This window comes from Sphingomonas hylomeconis (assembly GCF_025370105.1).
GTDB lineage: Bacteria > Pseudomonadota > Alphaproteobacteria > Sphingomonadales > Sphingomonadaceae > Sphingomonas > Sphingomonas hylomeconis.
The window spans coordinates 33,874-51,509 of record NZ_JANQBK010000004.1; the positions used below are offsets into that span (position 1 = coordinate 33,874).

Here is a 17,636-nt window from a genome sequence, read left to right on the forward strand (position 1 = left end):
GTCGGCCGGATCGACCGCGGCGACGGCCCCACGCCGATCCTGGTGCGCGGCGGGGTGGCGTTCGACATGTCGCGCGTCGCGCCCACCGTTTCGGGGTTGATCGAAGCGCGCGCGTTCGACGGCGGCGTGCGGATCGGCGCGCTCGACGCGATCGACGCGGCGCAATTGCTCAGCCCGATCGACCTGCAGTGCGTGAAAGCGGCGGGCGTGACCTTTGCCGTTTCCGCGCTGGAACGCGTGATCGAGGAGCGTGCGCGCGGCGATCATCACCGTGCCGCCGCGGTGCGCGAGCGGATCGAGGCGGCATTGGGCGGGAATATCCGGGCGGTCGTGCCGGGATCGGCCGAGGCGGCGGCGCTCAAGCAGGTGCTGATCGCCGACGGCATGTGGTCGCAATATCTCGAAGTGGCGATCGGGCCAGACGCCGAGATCTTCACCAAGTCGCCCGTGCTGTCGACGGTCGGGCTCAACGCGCCGATCGGCGTGCGATCGGATTCGACCTGGAACAATCCCGAGCCGGAGATCGTGCTGGTCGCGGATTCGCACGGCCGCGCAGTCGGCGCGACGCTCGGCAACGACGTCAATCTGCGCGATTTCGAAGGGCGCTCGGCACTGCTGCTGGGCAAGGCGAAGGACAATACCGCTTCCTGCGCGCTCGGGCCGTTGATCCGCCTGTTCGACGAGGGCTTCACGATGGATAGCGTGCGCGGCGCCGACGTGTCGCTGACCATTCAGGGCACCGACGGCTATGTGCTAGAGGGCGCGAGCACGATGCGCGAGATCAGCCGCGATCCCGAGGATCTGCTCGCCCAGGCGATGAGCGAGCATCACTATCCCGACGGCTTCGTGCTGTTCTGCGGCACCTTGTTCGCGCCGACCCAGGATCGCGACGAGCCCGGCCGCGGCTTCACGCACAAGCGCGGCGACGTGGTGACGATTGCCAGCGCGCGGCTCGGCACGCTCGTCAATACCGTGACCACGTCGCGCGATGCACCGCCCTGGTCGTTCGGCGTCGGCGCGCTGATGCGCAATCTCGCCGCCCGCGGGCTGCTCACGGCGTGACACCGACGGAGACCTTGATGTTGCAACAGACCACCAGCGCTGCCGGCGCCCGCTATCCGAGCCTGCAGGACAAGCGCGTCATCATCACCGGGGGCGCGTCGGGGATCGGCGCCGGCCTGGTCGAGGCGTTCGTCGCGCAGGGCGCGCGTGTCGGCTTCGTCGATATCGACGATGACGGCGGCGCGGCGCTCGCCCAGCGCCTCGCCGGGGACGCGCGCCATGCGCCGCTGTACCGCCGCTGCGATCTCACCGATCTCGCGGCGCTGGGCACGGTGATGGCCGCGCTCGAACAGGCGCTGGGCGGGGTCGACGTGCTGCTCAACAATGCCGCCAACGACGATCGCCACACGATCGAAGAGGTCACGCCGGCGCTGTGGGAGGACCGGCTCAACGTCAATCTGCGCCACCAGTTCTTCGCCGCCAAGGCGGTGATCCCGGCGATGCAGCGCGCCGGCGGCGGCGCGATCGTCAATTTCGGCTCGATCAGCTGGCATCTCGCGCTTCCCGATCTCGTGCTCTACCAGACCTGCAAGGCGGCGATCGAGGGGCTCACCCGCGCGCTTGCCCGAGACCTTGGCAGGAGCAATATCCGCGTGAACACGATCGTCCCCGGCAATGTCCAGACGCCGCGCCAGGAGCGCTGGTATACCCCCGAAGGCGAGGCGCAGATCGTCGCCGCGCAATGCCTCGACGGCCGCATCCAGCCGTCCGACGTCGCCGCGCTGGCGCTGTTCCTCGCCTCGGACGACGCGCGCATGTGCACCGCGCACGAGTATTTCGTCGATGCGGGGTGGCGCTGATGCGCGCGGAGCCGCTGCTGTCGATCGGCGCCGAGCTCGGCGAAGGCCCGATCTGGATCGACGACGCCTTGTGGTTCGTCGACATCAAGGGCCGGCGCCTCTATCGCCACACGCCGGCGAACGGCGCGCTCGATCAGTGGGACGCGCCGGAATATATCGGCTGGGTGGTGCCGTCGGTGCACGGCGATCTGATCGCCGGGCTGCAGTCCGGCCCGCACCGCTTCTCGCCCGAGACCGGCGCGTTCGCGCAGATCGCCGAGATCGACGCGCATCTGCCCGCCAACCGGCTCAACGACGCCGCGGTCGATCCCGCCGGGCGGATCTTCTTCGGCACGATGGACAATGACGAACGCGCCGCCAGCGGCCGCGTGTATCGGCTCGATGCCGGCACGGTCAGCGCCACCGCGATCAACCCGGTGGTGATCACCAACGGCCCGGCGATCGCGCCCGACGGCACCCGGCTCTACCATGTCGACACGCTGGCGCGCACCATCACCATGCACGCGATCGACGCCGCCGGTGACGTCGGCGCGGCGGCACCGTTCCTCGCCTTCACCGGCGACGAGGGCCATCCCGACGGCGTGATCTGCGATTCCGCGGGCGGCGTGTGGGTCGCCTTTTACGGCGGCTGGGCGGCGCGGCGCTACGATGCGGACGGACGGCAGACCGACGAAGTGCGCTTCCCCGTGTCCAACATCACCAAGATCGCGCTGGGCGGCGCCGACCTGCGCACCGCCTATGCCACCACCGCGCGCCAGGGCCTGTCCGCCGAAGCGCTCGACGATCAGCCGCTCGCCGGCGACGTCTTCACCTTCCCCGTCACCATCGCCGGAACGACCATACCCCCCGCCAACAGCTGAGCGCCCGTCAGAGGCGCCAGAACAGAGAGGATACCCTGAGTGGCACAGACCCACGACCCGAATGCGGTCAACCGATCGCTGATCATGCTCGTCGTCGCGGTGGCGACGATCGGCGGCTTCATGTTCGGCTACGATTCCGGCGTCATCAACGGCACGCAAAAGGGGCTGGAGGCGGCGTTCGGGCTCGGGCGGCTCGGCATCGGCATCAATGTCGGCGCGATCCTGGTCGGATCGTCGGTCGGCGCGTTCGGCGCCGGGCGCCTGTCCGACCTGATCGGGCGGCGCAACACGATGATGGTCGCCGCGGCATTGTTCATCTTCTCCGCATTGCTCGCGGGGGCGGCGGATTCCTCGGCGCTGTTCATCGTCGCGCGGATCATCGGCGGGTTCGGCGTCGGTGCCGCCAGCGTCACCTCGCCGGTCTATATCTCGGAAGTGACGCCGGCCAATGTCCGCGGCCGCCTGTCGAGCATCCAGCAGGTGATGATCATCTCCGGCCTGACCGGGGCGTTCGTCGCCAACTTCGCGCTGGCGCGCTATGCCGGCGGCTCGACCGCGATCCTGTGGGGCGGCTACGAGGCATGGCGCTGGATGTTCTGGCTGCAGGTGCTGCCCGCCGCGCTCTATTTCGTCGCCTTGTTCTTCATCCCCGAAAGCCCGCGCTATCTGGTGGTCAAGGGCCGCGATGCCGCGGCGGAAGCCGTGCTCGCGCGCCTGTTCGGCGCGGCCGAGGCCCGGCGGAAGGTGGCCGAGATCCGCGCCAGCCTGGCCGACGATCATCATCGCCCCAAGCTCTCCGATCTGCTCGACAAGCAGACGCGCCGGATCCGCCCGATCCTGTGGGTCGGCATCGGGCTTGCCGTGTTCCAGCAGCTCGTCGGCATCAACGTCGTCTTCTATTACGGCGCCACCCTGTGGGAAGCGGTCGGCTTCACCGAGGATTATGCGCTGCAGACCAATATCCTGTCGGGCGTGCTGTCGATCGGCGCATGCCTGCTGGCGATCGCGCTGATCGACAAGATCGGGCGCAAGCCGCTGCTGCTGATCGGCTCGGCCGGGATGGCGGTGACGCTGGCGGTGGTCGCCTGGGCCTTCTCGACCGCGGTGACCGATGCAGCCGGCGCGGTGTCGCTGCCGGGCAATAACGGCGTGATCGCGCTGGTCGCCGCCAATCTGTACGTGATCTTCTTCAACGTCAGCTGGGGCCCGGTGATGTGGGTGATGCTGGGCGAGATGTTCCCGACGCAGATCCGCGGCTCGGCGCTGGCCGTGGCTGGCTTCGCGCAGTGGATCGCCAATGCCGCGATCTCGGTCAGCTTCCCGTCGCTCGCCGTCTCCCCCGGCCTGGCGGTGACCTATGTCGGCTATGCGATTGCCGCGGCGGTCTCGTTCTTCTTCGTCCAGGCGATGGTCAAGGAGACGCGCGGGCGTGAGCTCGAGGATATGGAGGGATGAGGATCGCGGCGGGCGACTGGGTCGCCATGCTCGATCCCGTGATGGGCGGCGCCATCGCGTCGCTCACCCGGCGCGGCGCACACGTGCTGCGGCCGGCGCCGGTGGCCCCGCGCGATCCGCTGTCGCTGGCGAGCTTTCCGCTCGTGCCTTATGCCAATCGCATCGCCGACGGGAGGTTCGCCTTTGCCGGGACGCGCCATGTCCTGCCGCCCAATCATCCCGGACAGGCGCACCCGCTGCATGGCCTGGGCTGGCTGTCAGCCTGGTCCGTCGCCACGTCCGACGCGACCAGCGCCACGCTGGTGCACGAACACGCCGCCGACGGCGCCTGGCCATGGCCGTACCGCGCAACGCAACGGATCGCGCTCGACGCGCAGGGGCTGACGGTCGCGCTGACGCTGGACAATATCGGGTCCGCGGCGATGCCGTACAGCCTCGGCTTCCATCCCTATTTCACCCGCGCGCGCGTCGCGACGCTCGCCTTCGCCGCCGCCGGCCTGTGGCAGGCGGATGCGGCGATGCTGCCGACCGTGCCGGCCGCCCCCGACGCGCTTGGCGACTGGTCCGTCGGTCGCGGGCTGGAACGCCCCGATCTGATCGACCATTGCTATACCGGCTGGCCGGGCACGGCGACGATCGCCCGCGCGGATGGCGCCATCACCCTGTCGGCGACCGGCGCGACGCTGCTCCATCTGTACCTGCCGCCGGGCGAAGACTTCTTCTGCATCGAACCGGTCACCGCGATGCCCGATGCGGTCAATCGCGGCGCAGCGGCAGTGCTCGCGCCCGGCGAGCAAGGTGCGATCACGATGGCGATCCGCGGCTAATCCTCCCCGGCACGGGGAGGTGGCAGCCGCAGGCTGACGGAGGGGGTGTGCCGGCAACGCCGCGGTTGCGCTTGAGGATAGGCCCCTCCACCACCCGGCTGAAGAAGCCGGGCGGCCCCCCTCCTCGTGCAGGGGAGAATTTCTACTTCTTGACCCGCGCCGGCGGCCGGCGCCGCGGTGCGGCATCGGACTGGCGGCGGATCAGCGTATAATCCAGCGTCACGTGGCGCACGTCGCTGCCGCGCTTGCCGCGCAGCATGGCGGTGAGCAATTCCACCGCCGCGCGCGACATGTCGGCGATCGGCTGATGGATCGTGGTCAGTTCGGGCCAGATCGTCGTCGCCAGCGCGCTGTCGTCGAACCCGCAGACGGTCAGGTCACCAGGTACGTCGAGCCCGCGGCGATGCGCCACCGCGACGGTCGCCGCCGCCATGTCGTCGTTGCTGGCGAAGATCGCGGTTGGCGGATCGTCGCGCTCGAGCAGTTCGTCCGCCGCATCCAGCCCGGAGCGATAGGTGAACAGGCCGTCGGCAACGAGTTGCTCGTCGAACGGCATGCCCGCCGCCGCCAGCGCGGCGCGATAGCCGTCGAGCCGCTGGCCGCTGGCGGTGAGATTGGGGTTGCCGGTGATGAAGCCGATCCGCGCATGGCCGAGCTCGATCAGGTGCTGCGTCATGGCCTGCGCCGCGCCGCGATCGTCGATCGAGATGGCGGCGCATTCCTTCGGCGGGCAGCCGGTCGCCACCACCACGGTGGGCACGCGCGCGGCGATCAGCACGTCGAGCACGCTGCGCGAATCGCACAATGGCGGCGGCAGGATCACCCCGTCGATGCCGCTGTTGATCATGCGCTCGACGACGCGGCGTTCATGATCGCCGAGTTCGCATTTCTCCACCACCAGCTGGATGTCGGAGCGGCCCGCCTGATCGAGGCTGCCGACCAGGAATTCGCTGAGATAGGCCGCGCTGGGGTTGGAATAGAGCAGGCCGAGCCGCAGGTGCGATGCGCCCGCCAGGCTGCGCGCGGCGCGGTTCGGCGCGTAATTGAGCTCGGCGATCGCGGCGGTGACGGTCTCGCGCGTCGAATCGCGCACATTGTTCTCGGCGTTGATCACGCGGCTGACCGTCATCGTCGAGACGCCGGCCAGCGCGGCGACATCGGCGATCGTCGGTGCGCCATTCTGGCGGCCGGATCCGGCACGGGGCTTGCGGGGTGTCATGGCCATGAGCGTTGCATCACCGCGTGGTTAGCGCAGCGCCCCGCCGTCTGGCAAATCGCGCCGGCGGCGATCTGCGATAGCGCCCGGATGACAATCGGTTATGCTCTGCCGAAAGGGTCGGGAGGACAGGTCATGAGACGGGTTGAAGGGTCGAAAGACGTGCGCGCGTCGTGCGCCGGCGCGATCGTCGTCCGGTGAGCGGCCCCACCCGCCGCGGCGTCATTACTGGCCTTGCCACGACTGCGCTCGCCGCGCCGGCGCTGGCCCAGGCCTCTAGGCCGACGCCCGACGAAGCGATCCTGTTGTGGCCCGGCCGGCCGCCCGGCGCGCCGCGCACGATACCGGTCCAAAAGATCGAGCAGCGTTCGTCCGTGCCCGGGGTCGATGATCGCTGGATCACCGGGATCGACCGCCCGATGCTGGAGGTGCGCCGGCCGGCCCGGCCCAATGGCGCCGCGGTGCTGCTGATACCGGGCGGCGGCTATGGCTTTCTCGCCTGGGACAATGAGGGCGAGGAACAGGCGCGCTGGCTGACCGCGCTCGGCATCACCTGCTTCATCCTGCGCTATCGCCTGCCGGGCGAAGGCTGGGCCGCGCGCGCCACCGTGCCGCTGGCCGATGCGCAGCGCGGGCTGCGCCTGATCCGCGCGCGCGCGGCGGGTTATGGCATCGATCCCGGGCGCGTCGCCGTGCTCGGTTTTTCCGCCGGCGGGCATCTCGCCGGCAGCCTGGCGACACGGCATGGCGAGCGGGTCTATGACCCGGTCGACGCCGCCGATCGCCTGTCCGCCCGGCCCGATCTTGCCGGGCTGGTCTATCCGGTGGTCAGCCTGTCCGCCCCGTTCACGCATGGCGGCAGCCGCGACATGCTGTTCGGCCCTGCGCAGGCCCCTGCCCTGCTCCGCGCCGCCTCGGTCGAAACGCGCGTGACTGCGGAAACGCCCCCAATCTTCCTGGTCCATGCCAGCGACGATGATCTGGTGCCGATCGCCAACAGCCTGGCATTGTACCAGGCGCTGCTCGACGCCAGACGCCCGGCCGAGCTTCATGCGTTCGATCGGGGCGGCCATGGTTTCGGCGCGCGGCTGGCCAAGAAGGTGCCGGCGTCCGCCTGGCCCGGCCTGTTCGCGGCCTATGCGCGGCGCAGCGGCGTTTTTCCGGCATGACGCGCGTCTTGCGCGCCTTGGCGCTGACACGAAACCGTCACGCTAACTGGACGTTCATGTAACACCGCCTATATACCATTCGGTATGAATAGCCCCTGTTCCCATGTTGCGACCAAGGGCCGCCCGCGCGAGTTCGATCTCGACGATGCGCTGGCGGCGGCGTTGCGCGTCTTCTGGCAGCATGGCTACGAGGCCGCCTCGATGGCCGAGCTTACCGCGGCAATGGGCATCACCAAGCCCAGCCTCTATGCCGCATTCGGCAACAAGGAAGCCTTGTTCCACAAGGCGCTCGATCTCTACGAGCGCGAAAAGCTGGCCTATATGGGCACCGCGGTCGAGGCGCCGACGGCGCGTCAGGTGGCCGAACGACTGCTTCATGGCGCGCTCCAGATGCAGATGAGCACCTGCGATCCCAAGGGCTGCCTGGGCGTGATCAGCAGCGTGGCGTGCGGCGCCGAAGCCGAGCCGATCAAGGCCGAGGTGGTCAAGCGCCGTGCCTCGTCCGAGGCGGCGCTGGTCGCACGCTTCGAAAAGGCCAAGGCGGCCGGCGAACTGCCCGAGGGGATGGAAGCGGCGGCGCTGGTCAAATATCTGATCGTGCTGATGCAGGGCCTGGCGCTGCAGGGCGGGTCCGGCGCGACCTGCGAGGAATTGCAGCAACTGGTCGCCACCAGCATGGCGATGTGGCCGACCAAATAGCGCGCTTTTCCGGCCCTGCGCTATAAAATACCGCTCGTTATAGAAAGCGGTTGACGCCCCGACGGGCACTTAATATACCAGGCGGTACGGAAGCGGTTCGCGCTCTTCCCACACAATAATCCGGCGTTCGGCGGCAGGTGCAGGGCACTTTCCGTCGCGCTCGATCGCGCCGTCGACCGGCGCTGCACGCGTAGAAGGGGAACTCTCATGGCCTATCTCGATCTCGACAACATGTTCCCCGCGCCGGCTCGCAACCGCGTCGCGCAGGCCGAGGCCGCCGCTGCACTGCCCGGCTTTTCCGCGCTCGAATGGAGCGTGATCGCGCTGGCCAAGAACGATTCGCTCGCCAGCCTGGCCACGCCGGGCCGCATGTCGCGTGCGCTCGGCTCCGTGTTCGGGCTGAGCACCGCGTCGCGGCTCGCCGACCCCAAATTGGAGGCGCTGCGCCGCCTGTCGGTCCATGCCTGGCGCCGCGGCTTCGCGCTGCCGATGGCCGAGATCAACCGCTTCGTCGCCGCCGGCTTTGTCGAGGCGCAGATCGAGACGCTCGTCACCAGCATCACCGGTCAGCGGATCGGTACCAAAGGCCGCTGGGCCTGACGCGGCGCGCGGGGGCGGCGTCCTAGTCTCCGGCGATCAGTTCCAGCACGTCGCCGATGATCCGCCGCATCGCGATCCGCGCCGCCGCCGCATCGCGCAGCGCGATCGCGTCGGCCACCGCGGCATGGTCGGGGATGTTGGCGCTGCGCCCGCGCATCCGGTTGGTGAAGCGGATCGACGTCCGCAGTGCCGTCGCGACGACCATCTGGAACTGCGCGTAGAAGGGATTCTTGGAGGCGCGCAGGATCGCGAGGTGAAACGCGATGTCCGCGTCCAGTGGATCGTCATTGCCCGCTTCCGCCGCTTCCATCCGCGCCAGCCCGGCATGGATCGCGGCGATATCCTCGGCATCGTGGAACTGCGCGGCCAATGCCGCCGCCTCGGGTTCGATCGCGATCCGCAGCTGGTTGAACTGGCGCAGCAGCTCGACCGAGAATTTGCGCTCGAGCAGCCAGCGCAGCACGTCGGGATCGAACAGGTTCCAGTTGCCCGAAGGCTGCACCACGGTGCCCTGACGCGGCCGCGCGGAGACAAGCCCCTTCGCAGTGAGCATCTTCACAGCCTCCCGCGTAACCGACCTACTCACGCCATGCGCCTTGGCGATCTCCGCCTCGGTCGGGAACGGGCGCTGTTCGTAACGCCCGGTGACGATCGCGCGGCCCAGCGTATCGAGCATGCCGTGCGTCAGGTTGCGGCCCAGCTCGTGGCGGTTGGCCGCGATGTCGCTATCGTTGGGAAGGCTCTCCATCGATCGGTTTCTGGCGCAAAGCGCTGCCAGTGTCACGTGGCAAGCGCTAGACATGCGACTATTGTCGTATAAATCAGCCGCAACACGCGCGACCGCCGGCCGCGCCCTGGAAAGTAGCGTCATGATCATCCAACGGCAGGCCCCGCAATGAGCGACGCGTTCATCGCCGTCGACTGGGGCACCACCAACCGCCGCGCCTTCGTGATCGAGCACGGCCTGGTCACGCGCACCGAGCGCGATGCGCGCGGCGCGGCGTCACTGACGCCGGGTGACTATCCCGGCGAGGTCGCCGCGATCCGCCAGCGGCTCGGCGACCTCCCCATGCTCCTTGCCGGGATGGTCGGATCGACGATTGGCTGGCGCGACGTACCGTATGTGGCAGCGCCCGCCGGGCTCGAGGCGCTGGCCACTGCACTCGGCCGGATCGACGATCGCACCGCCATCGTACCGGGGCTGGCCTACCGCGACGGTGCCCGCGCCGACGTGATGCGCGGCGAGGAGGTGCAGTTGCTCGGCGCCGCTGCGGCCGGGCTGGTGCCGAGCGAGGCGCTTCTCTGCCAGCCGGGCACGCATTGCAAATGGGCGATGATCGCGGACGGACGGATCACCAGCTTCGTCACCGCGATGACCGGCGAACTGTTCGCGATGCTGCGCGGCAACGGCCTGCTCGCGCGGCAATTGGGCGGCGACGTCGGCGACGGGGATGCGTTCCGCGCCGGCGTGGCCGAAGGCGCTAGGCGCGACCTCGCCGCCAGCCTGTTCGGCATCCGCGCCAGCGGCGTGCTGGGCCTGCGCGACGACCGGGATGCCGCCTCCTATGCCAGCGGGCTGCTGATCGGCAGCGACGTGGCGGCACGCCTGGCGGAACAGCCCGGCATGCCCATTTATATCCTGGCCGACCCCGGCCTCGGCACGCTCTACGCCGCCGCTGTCACCGCACTCGGCGGCAACGCGACGATCATCGACAGCCACGGCGCGTTCGTCGCCGGCATCACCCGCCTTCGGGAGCTTTCAGCATGACCCATCTCACCGCCTTCGACGCCGCCTTTGCCGAGTTGCCGTTGATCGCAATCCTGCGCGGGGTGCGGCCCGACGAGGTTGAGGCGGTCGGCACGGCACTGGTCGACGCCGGCTTCAAGATCCTCGAAGTCCCGCTCAACTCACCCGAGCCGTTCGACGGGATCGCGCGTCTGGCCAAGGCGGTCGCGGGCCGCGCGGTGGTCGGCGCCGGCACCGTGCTCCGCGTGGAGGACGTGGCCAGGGTCGAGGCGGCCGGCGGCACGCTAATCATCTCGCCCAACGCCAACACTGCGGTGATCGCCGAGGCGGCGGGCCGCGGCCTCGTATCGCTGCCCGGCATCGCTACGCCGACCGAGGCGTTCGCTGCGCTCGACGCCGGCGCCAGCGCGCTCAAACTGTTCCCGGCCGAAGCGGCGAGCCCGGTGGTGCTGAAAGCGATGCGCGCCGTGCTGCCCAAGACGACGCGGATCCTGCCGGTCGGCGGCATCACGCCGACGACGATGGCGCCGTGGCTGCAGGTCGGCGCGGCCGGCTTCGGGCTGGGCGGCGCGCTCTATGCAGCGGGCATGAGCGCGGACGAGGTTAGCGCGCGCGCAGCTGATTTCGTCGCGTCCTATCGCGCGCTGACGACCGCCTAGGCTAGTCCTGATCAGGCCCGAGCGCGGGATCGAGATCGCGTGGGCGGATGAACCGCGTTAGCGTCGCGCCGTTGGCCGCGACGTCCGCCCAGGCGCCATCGAAGGTCATTTCCGCGGTGCTGGCGGTGGGAAATTTCTCCTCCACCGTATCGCGCAAGCCATCATCGGCGGTGTCGTCCGGCACCAGCATCAGCACGAGATCCTCGAGCCCCGGATTGTGCCCGACCATCAGCACCCGGTCGGCACTTTCCGGCAGCCCGTGGATGACGTCGAGCAGCGTCATCGCCGAGGCGAGATAGATGCGGCGATCCACCACCGGGGCGAGATCGGTGCCGTACCCCGTCTGAAGATGCGCGATCGTCTCGCCAACGCGCACCGCGGGCGAGGCGACGACATGATCGAAGACCAGACCGAGGCTGCGCCAGTGTTTGCCGACCGCTTCGGCGGCGCGCTTGCCCTTGCCGTTCAGCGGACGATCGAAATCACGCGCGACCGTATCGTCCCAGCCCGACTTGGCGTGGCGGAGCAGCGTTAACGTCTTCATGGGCTCTCCGTCAGGCGTCCAGGCGGACCTCTTGCACGACCTGCGTGACGGAAGGAAGACGCGATGCGCGCAGCACCGCCTCGTCCAGCGTGACTCGTTCGATCCTGACGCCAGGCGGGAAAGCCGTGAGCAACCGCGACGGCATCGCGGCGGACAACAATACAAACATGCCGCGATCGTCGGCGCGGCGGATCAGCCGTCCGAACGCCTGCGCCAGCCGCGCACGGACGATGCGATCGTCATAAGCGCTGCCGCCGCTGGCCAGCCGGCGCGCGGCGTGCAGCACGGTCGGCTTGGGCCAGGGCACACCCTCCATCACCACCAGGCGGAGCGACTCGCCGGGCACGTCGACACCGTCGCGCAGCGCATCGGTGCCGAGCAGCGACGCGCTGGCATCATCGCGGAAAATATCGATCAGCGTGCCGGTATCGATCGGATCGACATGCTGCGCATAGAGCGGCAGTCCGTCGCGCGCGAGCCGATCGGCGATCCGCGCATGCACCCCGCGCAGCCGCCGGATCGCGGTGAACAGGCCGAGCATCCCGCCGCCGCTGGCGCAGCCCAGCCGTGCATAGGCATTGGCCAGCGCGCCCATGTCGCCACGCTTGACGTCGGTGACGATCAGCACCTCGGCCTGGGAAGCGTAATCGAACGGCGACGATGCCTCGAACCGGCTCGCGCCGCGCAGCAGATGATTGGCGCCGGTGCGCGCTTCGGCCACCGCCCAGCCTTCGTTGGGATCGGCGCCGCCGCCGCGCAGCGTCGCCGAGGTGACCAGCGCGCCGTGGGCGGGTTTGAGCACCGTCTCGGCGAACGGCTTGCTCGGATCGAGCCAGTGGCGGTGCAGCCCGATGTCATATTCGCGCCCCTCGACGCGATCGACCGCCAGCCAGTCGACGAAATCGGGCGAGGCCGGGCCGCCGACCCGTGCGAGCAGCGACACCCACGCCGCCACCGTCTCGGCGCGCCAGCCGATCGAGGCGATCGCGCCCTCCACCCGCGCGCGCGCCGGCCCATCCATCCAGTCAGGCGCCTCGGCCAGCACGGCTTCCAGTCGCCGGCCGAGCGTGACCAACGGCCGCACCAGTGCATCGAGCGCATGCGCCGCAGGCCCGGCCGCCTCGACCAAAGTGGCGTCGGGCTCGGCGAGTTCGGTTTCCAGCGCGTAGCCGGCATCGCCCGCCGCCTCGGCGCGCGCATAGGTCAGCCCGCGCACCGCGGCGAGCAGCGTCTCGATCGGCCCGAACGGCGCGCCTTCGCCGACGCGCTGCAGCCAGCCGTCGGCGGCCAGCGCCTGCGCCGCGACCACCGCTTCGGAGATCGCGCGCGCACCGCCCTCGTCATAGCTCGCCACGTCTGACAGGCGCGCCTGCAGGCCGCGCCGCCGTCCGCGCCCGCCGGATTCGGGGCCGAGGATCCAGCGCCGGATCTCGATCGTCTCCTGGCCGGTCAGCGCGGTGGAGAACATCGAATCCGCCGCATCGAACAGGTGATGGCCCTCGTCGAACACATAGCGCGTCGGGCGGGTGGTCAGCTCGCGGCCGCGCGCGGCGTTGACCATCACCAACGCGTGGTTGGCGATGACGATATCCGCCTCGCTGCTCGCCCGCGCGGCGCGCTCGATGAAGCATTTGCGGTAATGCGGGCAGCCGGCATAGACGCATTCGCCGCGCCGGTCGGTCAGCGCGGTCGAGCCGTTGCGGCGGAACAGGGTGGGCAGCCAGCCGGGCAGATCGCCGCCGACCATGTCGCCGTCGGCGCTATACGCCGCCCAGCGCGCGACCAGTTGCGCGAGCACCGCGGCGCGATTCTGAAAACCGCCCTGCAGTGCATCTTCCAGATTGAGCAGGCACAGATAATTCTCGCGCCCCTTGCGCGTCACTACCTTCTGCTTGCGCACCGTAGCGTCGGGGAACAGTCGCGCGCTTTCCTGCCCCAATTGCCGCTGCAGCGCCTTGGTAAAGGTCGATACCCACACGGCCCCGCCTGCCTTTTCCGCCCAGAGCGACGCCGGCGCGAGATATCCCAAGGTCTTGCCGATCCCCGTCCCCGCTTCGGCGAGCACCATATTGGGCGAATCGCGCACCATGCGCGGGCCGAACGCATCCATCGCCGCCTGCGCGAAGGCGCGCTGCCCGGTCCGCTGTTCGGCGGCCGACCCGGTGAGATGCGCGAGCCGCGCCTGCGTTTCGTCGCCGTCCAGCGTGATCGTGCGCGGCTGCGGGCGCGGCGCGCCTTCCGACCATTCGGGCAGCTTCGAGAACAGCCAGCGTTCCGCTTCTACCGGCTTGACCAGATGATCGCCGATCACCGGCGCCCACGGCCAGCGCAGGCGGAACAGTGACTGCGCCGACATCCACGCGCCTTCCTTTTCCGGCCACTCCCCCTTGGGCAGATCGAGCAACGCCTGCGCCGCCGCACGCAGGAAAGTGGCGACATCCTCGTCGCGCGCCGGCGTTTCCAGCCCGGTCGCACGCGCGAGGCCGCGCGGCGTCGGCACCATGAAGCGCGCCGGGCACATGAAGGCGAACAGTTCGAGCACGTCGAGCCCGGCGAGATCGGCATAGCCGAGCCGTTGGCCGACCAGCGCTGCGTTGAGCACGATCACCGGCGTATCCGCGGCAATGCGGATCGCCTCGCCGCGGCCGATCGGGCGCGTGCCCTCGTCGGTGGCGATCCAGATGCCGCTATGGCTGGCATGGAGGGCGGGATAGCGGAGACTCACGTGGGCGACAGTGACGTGGGTGGAACGAAATGGCAACGGCTCAGCGCTCCTGCGACCGCAGGATCCTAGCTAACGGTGCGTATCGCTCGTGGCCCTGGCCGCCCGCCTTCACGGGAGAACAAGCAGGATCGGTTGAGCGTCTCCTGTCTCTCAACTGCCAGGGATGACGAATCCCGCACTTCCCGCTAGAGCCCCCCCATGACGACTGACCTGCGCACCGCCGCCTTCGACTCCAAAGCCTGGCCCTATGAGGAAGCACGCAAGCTGCTCAAGCGCTACCCGGACGGCGCGCCGGCGAAAGGCCATGTGCTGTTCGAGACCGGCTATGGCCCCTCGGGCCTGCCGCATATCGGCACGTTCAACGAAGTACTGCGCACGACGATGGTGCGCCGCGCGTTCGAGACGCTGTCCGATATCCCGACCCGGCTGATCGCGTTCAGCGACGACATGGACGGGCTGCGCAAGGTGCCCGACAATGTCCCCAACAAGGAGATGCTGACCGCGCATCTCGGCAAGCCACTGACGCGCATCCCCGATCCGTTCGGCACGCACGAGAGCTTCGCCGCGCACAACAATGCGTTGCTGCGCGAATTCCTCGATCGCTTCGGCTTCGACTATGAATTCGTCTCGTCGACCGATTATTATGCCGACGGCACGTTCGACGAGGCGCTGAAGGGCGTGCTGCGCCATTATCAGGGCATCATGGACGTAATGCTGCCGACATTGCGCAAGGAACGCCAGGCGACCTATTCGCCGGTCCTGCCAGTGTCACCGACGAGCGGCATCGTGCTGCAGGTGCCGATCGAAGTGCTCGATGCGGAAACCGGCATGATCGCCTTCATCGACGAGGGTCAGCGTATCGAGCAATCGATCCTCGGCGGCCAGGCCAAGCTGCAGTGGAAGGTCGACTGGGCGATGCGCTGGGTCGCGCTGGGTGTCGATTACGAGATGGCGGGCAAGGATCTGATCGATTCGGTCACGCAGAGCTCGAAGATTGCGCGCGTGCTCGGCGGGCGCCCGCCCGAAGGGTTCAATTACGAGATGTTCCTCGACGAGAAGGGCGAGAAGATCTCCAAGTCCAAGGGCAACGGGCTCAGCCTCGATCAGTGGCTGACCTACGGCCCGGACGAGAGCCTAGCCTTCTACATCTATCGCGAACCCAAAAAGGCCAAGGCACTGCACCTGGGACTCATCCCGCGCGCGGTCGACGATTACTGGCAGTTCCGGGAGAAGTATCCGCATCAGCCGGTCGAGCAGCAGCTCGGCAATCCGGTGCACCATATCCATAACGGCCCGCCGCCGGCCGAGACGCTGCCGGTGACGTTCGGGCTGCTGCTCAACCTGGTCGGCGTGATGGGTGACGCCAGCAAGGAGCAGGTGTGGGGCTATCTGGCCAATTACGTGCCCGATGCCACGCCCGAGGCCTATCCCGCGCTTGACGATCTGATCGGCTATGCGCTGGCCTATGGCCGCGATTTCGTGACGCCGACGCTCAAGCGCCGCGCGCCTGTGGGCATCGAAATCGCCGCGCTAGAGCGGCTGGATGCCGATCTGGCGGGGCTTTCGGCGGATGCACGGCCGGAGGATATCCAGAACATCGTCTACGAGATCGGCAAGAGCGAGTTCGGCGACGCGGGCGGGTTCGAAAACCTGCGCGACTGGTTCAAGGCGCTGTACGAGACGCTGCTCGGCTCCGAGCAGGGCCCGCGCATGGGCAGCTTCATCGCGCTGTACGGCATCGACAATACGCGCAAGCTGATCGCCGAGGCGCTGGGGCGGTAAGGTCGCCCCGTTCGATCGCGCCGCCCCCACCCCAACACCGTCATCCTGAACTCGTTTCAGGATCCATCATGCCGCACTGCCGATCGTCCGGGTGGCGGGATGGACCCTGAATCAAGTTCAGGGTGACGGTCAATTATTGGGTGGGCAAGCCGCGCAAAAAACCCCGGATCCCATCCGAGATCGTCACCGGGCGATGCGTCGCCAGATCGACGTTCACGCTGACCATCTGGATCACGCAGTGCAGGTCGCCGGTCGTGGCATGGCACAGTTCGAATCGCTTCGTGATGCTGGAGCCACCGATCCTGTCGACGCGTACGAATGCCTCGATCTCGTCGCCCCAGGCGAACGGCTTCAGATAGTCGATCTCGCTACGCCGTACGTGGAACTCCGCCGTGCGCCATTCCGGCAATGCCTCGGCGATTCCGGTCCATTCCCAGAATTCGGTCACGGCGACATCGGCATATTCGAGGTAGCGCGAGTTGAACACGATCGCCTGCGCGTCGATCTCGGCATAGCGCACCTTGAACCGCGTCGAGAAAGCGAAGCCCTCCCTCACGCGGGAAGGCCTGCAGCAAACCGCTCCATGATCCACAGTTCGGCATCGTTCCAGTCGTCGATCCGCGCATGTGCCGCCGGGGCCTTGGGCACGTGCGGGGCGAGCGCCGGTTCGGATACCATGTGCAGCCGGTGCACGCCCGGCGCGTGCTTCGCGACCGAGTCGTGATGCACTGCGAGATCGTCGACGAACACGGTGACGGGATTGCCATGCTCGGCGACCAGCTTCGCCACCGGGTCGCCCTTACCGCCCTGGTTGCATTCGACGCGGTGGTCGATCCCGAATTTCGCGAGCTGCTCGATGCGCGGCTGGCGGCACTGATCCTGCAGATTGGTCAAGATGACGATGTCGGCGGCCTTGGCCAGTGTAGCGAGCGCCTCGCGCGCATGCGGCACCAGCGTCTGGCGATCCATTTCGCCCGGGAAGAAGCCGTCGAGCATGCCCCACATATCCTCGCGCGTCAGCGCGGGCCCGCCGTCACGCCGAGTCATGCTGCTGGCGAAATCGCCACCGGCGATCGCAAAGTCGATATCGTGCGTCTCGCCCAGCCAGGTGCCGAAATGCCGCACCATGTGCAGCAGCACCTCGTCGCAATCACAGATCAGCAGCGGCCTCATGCCTCATATCCTCCGTCCAGCGCCGCGCGCGCGCCGACCAGTGCGTCGGGCGCGACCGCCAGCCCGTCGGCGCAGGCGATCAAATCGGGCTCATAATTTTCCAGGAAGCCAAGCACGGCGGAGAGCACGGCGGGCTCGCCGGCGCGCGCCCGCAAGTCGCTCGGATCGAGCCCGGTCGTGTCGAGCAGCCGCTGCGCGCGATCCGGTTCGCCCAGGGTCCAAACCAGCGCACGCAGCGCCAGCGCGCCGGCGTCTTCATTTGTCTCGCGGGCGCGCATTGCCTATCACTCTTTCGCATGACGATACAGGATGGCGCGG

At 68.6% G+C, this 17,636-nt stretch carries 18 protein-coding genes; 11 read left to right on the forward strand and 7 right to left on the reverse strand.

Annotated elements, in window-relative coordinates:
• The first annotated feature begins 39 nt into the window (after window positions 1–39).
• From NV401_RS06605 to NV401_RS06625, 5 genes are read left to right on the forward strand one after another with little or no spacing between them, the layout of a single operon-like run.
• On the forward strand, window positions 40–1,062 hold the full coding sequence (locus tag NV401_RS06605; RefSeq protein ID WP_261294047.1) for a fumarylacetoacetate hydrolase family protein: 1,023 nt from the start codon (window positions 40–42) through the stop codon (window positions 1,060–1,062).
• Between the two features lie 17 nt (window positions 1,063–1,079).
• A complete protein-coding gene (locus NV401_RS06610; protein WP_261293617.1) occupies window positions 1,080–1,862 on the forward strand; it encodes an SDR family NAD(P)-dependent oxidoreductase in 783 nt (260 codons plus the stop codon).
• Window positions 1,862–2,722 carry an SMP-30/gluconolactonase/LRE family protein gene (locus NV401_RS06615; protein ID WP_261293618.1) on the forward strand — a complete coding sequence of 287 codons (861 nt, stop codon included), beginning with the start codon at window positions 1,862–1,864 and terminating at the stop codon, window positions 2,720–2,722. The genes NV401_RS06610 and NV401_RS06615 overlap by 1 nt, the downstream gene beginning before the upstream one ends.
• Before the next feature lie 39 nt (window positions 2,723–2,761).
• The gene (locus NV401_RS06620) at window positions 2,762–4,177 is read left to right on the forward strand and encodes a sugar porter family MFS transporter (RefSeq protein ID WP_261293619.1); all 1,416 of its coding nucleotides are present in this window, start codon (window positions 2,762–2,764) and stop codon (window positions 4,175–4,177) included.
• Complete coding sequence (locus NV401_RS06625) at window positions 4,174–5,004, forward strand: aldose 1-epimerase (protein ID WP_261293620.1); 831 nt, start codon at window positions 4,174–4,176, stop codon at window positions 5,002–5,004. The genes NV401_RS06620 and NV401_RS06625 overlap by 4 nt, the downstream gene beginning before the upstream one ends.
• A gap of 142 nt (window positions 5,005–5,146) precedes the next feature.
• Here the strand turns inward: NV401_RS06625 and NV401_RS06630 are convergent, their stop codons facing one another.
• The gene (locus NV401_RS06630) at window positions 5,147–6,223 is read right to left on the reverse strand and encodes a LacI family DNA-binding transcriptional regulator (protein ID WP_261294048.1); all 1,077 of its coding nucleotides are present in this window, start codon (window positions 6,221–6,223) and stop codon (window positions 5,147–5,149) included.
• A gap of 194 nt (window positions 6,224–6,417) precedes the next feature.
• Here NV401_RS06630 and NV401_RS06635 point away from each other — a divergent pair, with 194 nt between their 5' ends.
• The 3 genes from NV401_RS06635 to NV401_RS06645 all read left to right on the forward strand — a co-directional run bounded on the left by NV401_RS06635 (window position 6,418) and on the right by NV401_RS06645 (window position 8,688).
• Window positions 6,418–7,389 (forward strand): alpha/beta hydrolase, encoded by a 972-nt coding sequence (locus NV401_RS06635; protein WP_380815737.1) that lies wholly within the window; start codon window positions 6,418–6,420, stop codon window positions 7,387–7,389.
• An 84-nt stretch (window positions 7,390–7,473) separates the two neighbouring features.
• Window positions 7,474–8,088 carry a TetR/AcrR family transcriptional regulator gene (locus NV401_RS06640; RefSeq protein WP_261293621.1) on the forward strand — a complete coding sequence of 205 codons (615 nt, stop codon included), beginning with the start codon at window positions 7,474–7,476 and terminating at the stop codon, window positions 8,086–8,088.
• 207 nt (window positions 8,089–8,295) lie between these two features.
• A complete protein-coding gene (locus tag NV401_RS06645) occupies window positions 8,296–8,688 on the forward strand; it encodes a hypothetical protein (protein ID WP_261293622.1) in 393 nt (130 codons plus the stop codon).
• 22 nt (window positions 8,689–8,710) lie between these two features.
• On the opposite strand, the gene NV401_RS06650 is transcribed toward NV401_RS06645, so the two are convergent.
• Entirely contained in the window at window positions 8,711–9,436 is a 726-nt protein-coding gene (locus tag NV401_RS06650; protein ID WP_261293623.1) for a FadR/GntR family transcriptional regulator, read from the reverse strand.
• A gap of 147 nt (window positions 9,437–9,583) precedes the next feature.
• On the opposite strand from NV401_RS06650, the gene NV401_RS06655 reads away from it, so the two are divergent.
• Together NV401_RS06655 and NV401_RS06660 are read left to right on the forward strand one after the other, a co-directional pair.
• Complete coding sequence (locus NV401_RS06655; RefSeq protein ID WP_261293624.1) at window positions 9,584–10,456, forward strand: 2-dehydro-3-deoxygalactonokinase; 873 nt, start codon at window positions 9,584–9,586, stop codon at window positions 10,454–10,456.
• Window positions 10,453–11,094, forward strand: a complete 642-nt coding sequence (locus NV401_RS06660; protein ID WP_261293625.1) for a 2-dehydro-3-deoxy-6-phosphogalactonate aldolase — start codon at window positions 10,453–10,455, stop codon at window positions 11,092–11,094. The genes NV401_RS06655 and NV401_RS06660 overlap by 4 nt, the downstream gene beginning before the upstream one ends.
• 1 nt (window position 11,095) lies before the next feature.
• On the opposite strand, the gene NV401_RS06665 is transcribed toward NV401_RS06660, so the two are convergent.
• Both NV401_RS06665 and NV401_RS06670 read right to left on the reverse strand, forming a co-directional pair.
• Window positions 11,096–11,638, reverse strand: a complete 543-nt coding sequence (locus NV401_RS06665; protein WP_261293626.1) for a SixA phosphatase family protein — start codon at window positions 11,636–11,638, stop codon at window positions 11,096–11,098.
• A gap of 10 nt (window positions 11,639–11,648) precedes the next feature.
• Entirely contained in the window at window positions 11,649–14,363 is a 2,715-nt protein-coding gene (locus tag NV401_RS06670) for an ATP-dependent DNA helicase (protein WP_261293627.1), read from the reverse strand.
• 198 nt (window positions 14,364–14,561) lie between these two features.
• Between NV401_RS06670 and NV401_RS06675 the strand changes: the two genes are divergently transcribed.
• Window positions 14,562–16,145: a lysine--tRNA ligase gene (locus NV401_RS06675; RefSeq protein WP_261293628.1), complete on the forward strand. Its 1,584-nt coding sequence runs from the start codon at window positions 14,562–14,564 to the stop codon at window positions 16,143–16,145.
• Between the two features lie 133 nt (window positions 16,146–16,278).
• On the opposite strand, the gene NV401_RS06680 is transcribed toward NV401_RS06675, so the two are convergent.
• The 3 genes from NV401_RS06680 to NV401_RS06690 are packed head-to-tail and all read right to left on the reverse strand — an operon-like array spanning window position 16,279 to window position 17,596.
• On the reverse strand, window positions 16,279–16,701 hold the full coding sequence (locus NV401_RS06680) for an acyl-CoA thioesterase (RefSeq protein ID WP_261293629.1): 423 nt from the start codon (window positions 16,699–16,701) through the stop codon (window positions 16,279–16,281).
• Window positions 16,698–17,318 carry an HAD family hydrolase gene (locus NV401_RS06685; RefSeq protein WP_261293630.1) on the reverse strand — a complete coding sequence of 207 codons (621 nt, stop codon included), beginning with the start codon at window positions 17,316–17,318 and terminating at the stop codon, window positions 16,698–16,700. Before NV401_RS06685 ends, NV401_RS06680 begins: the two co-directional genes overlap by 4 nt.
• Window positions 17,315–17,596, reverse strand: coding sequence for a DUF3572 domain-containing protein (locus tag NV401_RS06690; protein ID WP_261293631.1), 282 nt, complete (start codon window positions 17,594–17,596; stop codon window positions 17,315–17,317). The genes NV401_RS06685 and NV401_RS06690 overlap by 4 nt, the downstream gene beginning before the upstream one ends.
• Window positions 17,597–17,636: the final 40 nt, after the last annotated feature.

What these genes read in the sequence shown, in the direction of transcription:
- NV401_RS06610 (WP_261293617.1), top strand. Translation starts at nt 1,080, where the DNA reads ATGTTGCAACAGACCACCAGCGCTGCCGGCGCCCGCTATCCGAGCCTG.
- NV401_RS06615 (WP_261293618.1), top strand. Translation starts at nt 1,862, where the DNA reads ATGCGCGCGGAGCCGCTGCTGTCGATCGGCGCCGAGCTCGGCGAAGGC.
- NV401_RS06625 (WP_261293620.1), top strand. Translation starts at nt 4,174, where the DNA reads ATGAGGATCGCGGCGGGCGACTGGGTCGCCATGCTCGATCCCGTGATG.
- NV401_RS06630 (WP_261294048.1), bottom strand. Translation starts at nt 6,223, where the DNA reads ATGACACCCCGCAAGCCCCGTGCCGGATCCGGCCGCCAGAATGGCGCA.
- NV401_RS06640 (WP_261293621.1), top strand. Translation starts at nt 7,474, where the DNA reads ATGAATAGCCCCTGTTCCCATGTTGCGACCAAGGGCCGCCCGCGCGAG.
- NV401_RS06645 (WP_261293622.1), top strand. Translation starts at nt 8,296, where the DNA reads ATGGCCTATCTCGATCTCGACAACATGTTCCCCGCGCCGGCTCGCAAC.
- NV401_RS06650 (WP_261293623.1), bottom strand. Translation starts at nt 9,436, where the DNA reads ATGGAGAGCCTTCCCAACGATAGCGACATCGCGGCCAACCGCCACGAG.
- NV401_RS06655 (WP_261293624.1), top strand. Translation starts at nt 9,584, where the DNA reads ATGAGCGACGCGTTCATCGCCGTCGACTGGGGCACCACCAACCGCCGC.
- NV401_RS06660 (WP_261293625.1), top strand. Translation starts at nt 10,453, where the DNA reads ATGACCCATCTCACCGCCTTCGACGCCGCCTTTGCCGAGTTGCCGTTG.
- NV401_RS06665 (WP_261293626.1), bottom strand. Translation starts at nt 11,638, where the DNA reads ATGAAGACGTTAACGCTGCTCCGCCACGCCAAGTCGGGCTGGGACGAT.
- NV401_RS06675 (WP_261293628.1), top strand. Translation starts at nt 14,562, where the DNA reads ATGACGACTGACCTGCGCACCGCCGCCTTCGACTCCAAAGCCTGGCCC.
- NV401_RS06685 (WP_261293630.1), bottom strand. Translation starts at nt 17,318, where the DNA reads ATGAGGCCGCTGCTGATCTGTGATTGCGACGAGGTGCTGCTGCACATG.
- NV401_RS06690 (WP_261293631.1), bottom strand. Translation starts at nt 17,596, where the DNA reads ATGCGCGCCCGCGAGACAAATGAAGACGCCGGCGCGCTGGCGCTGCGT.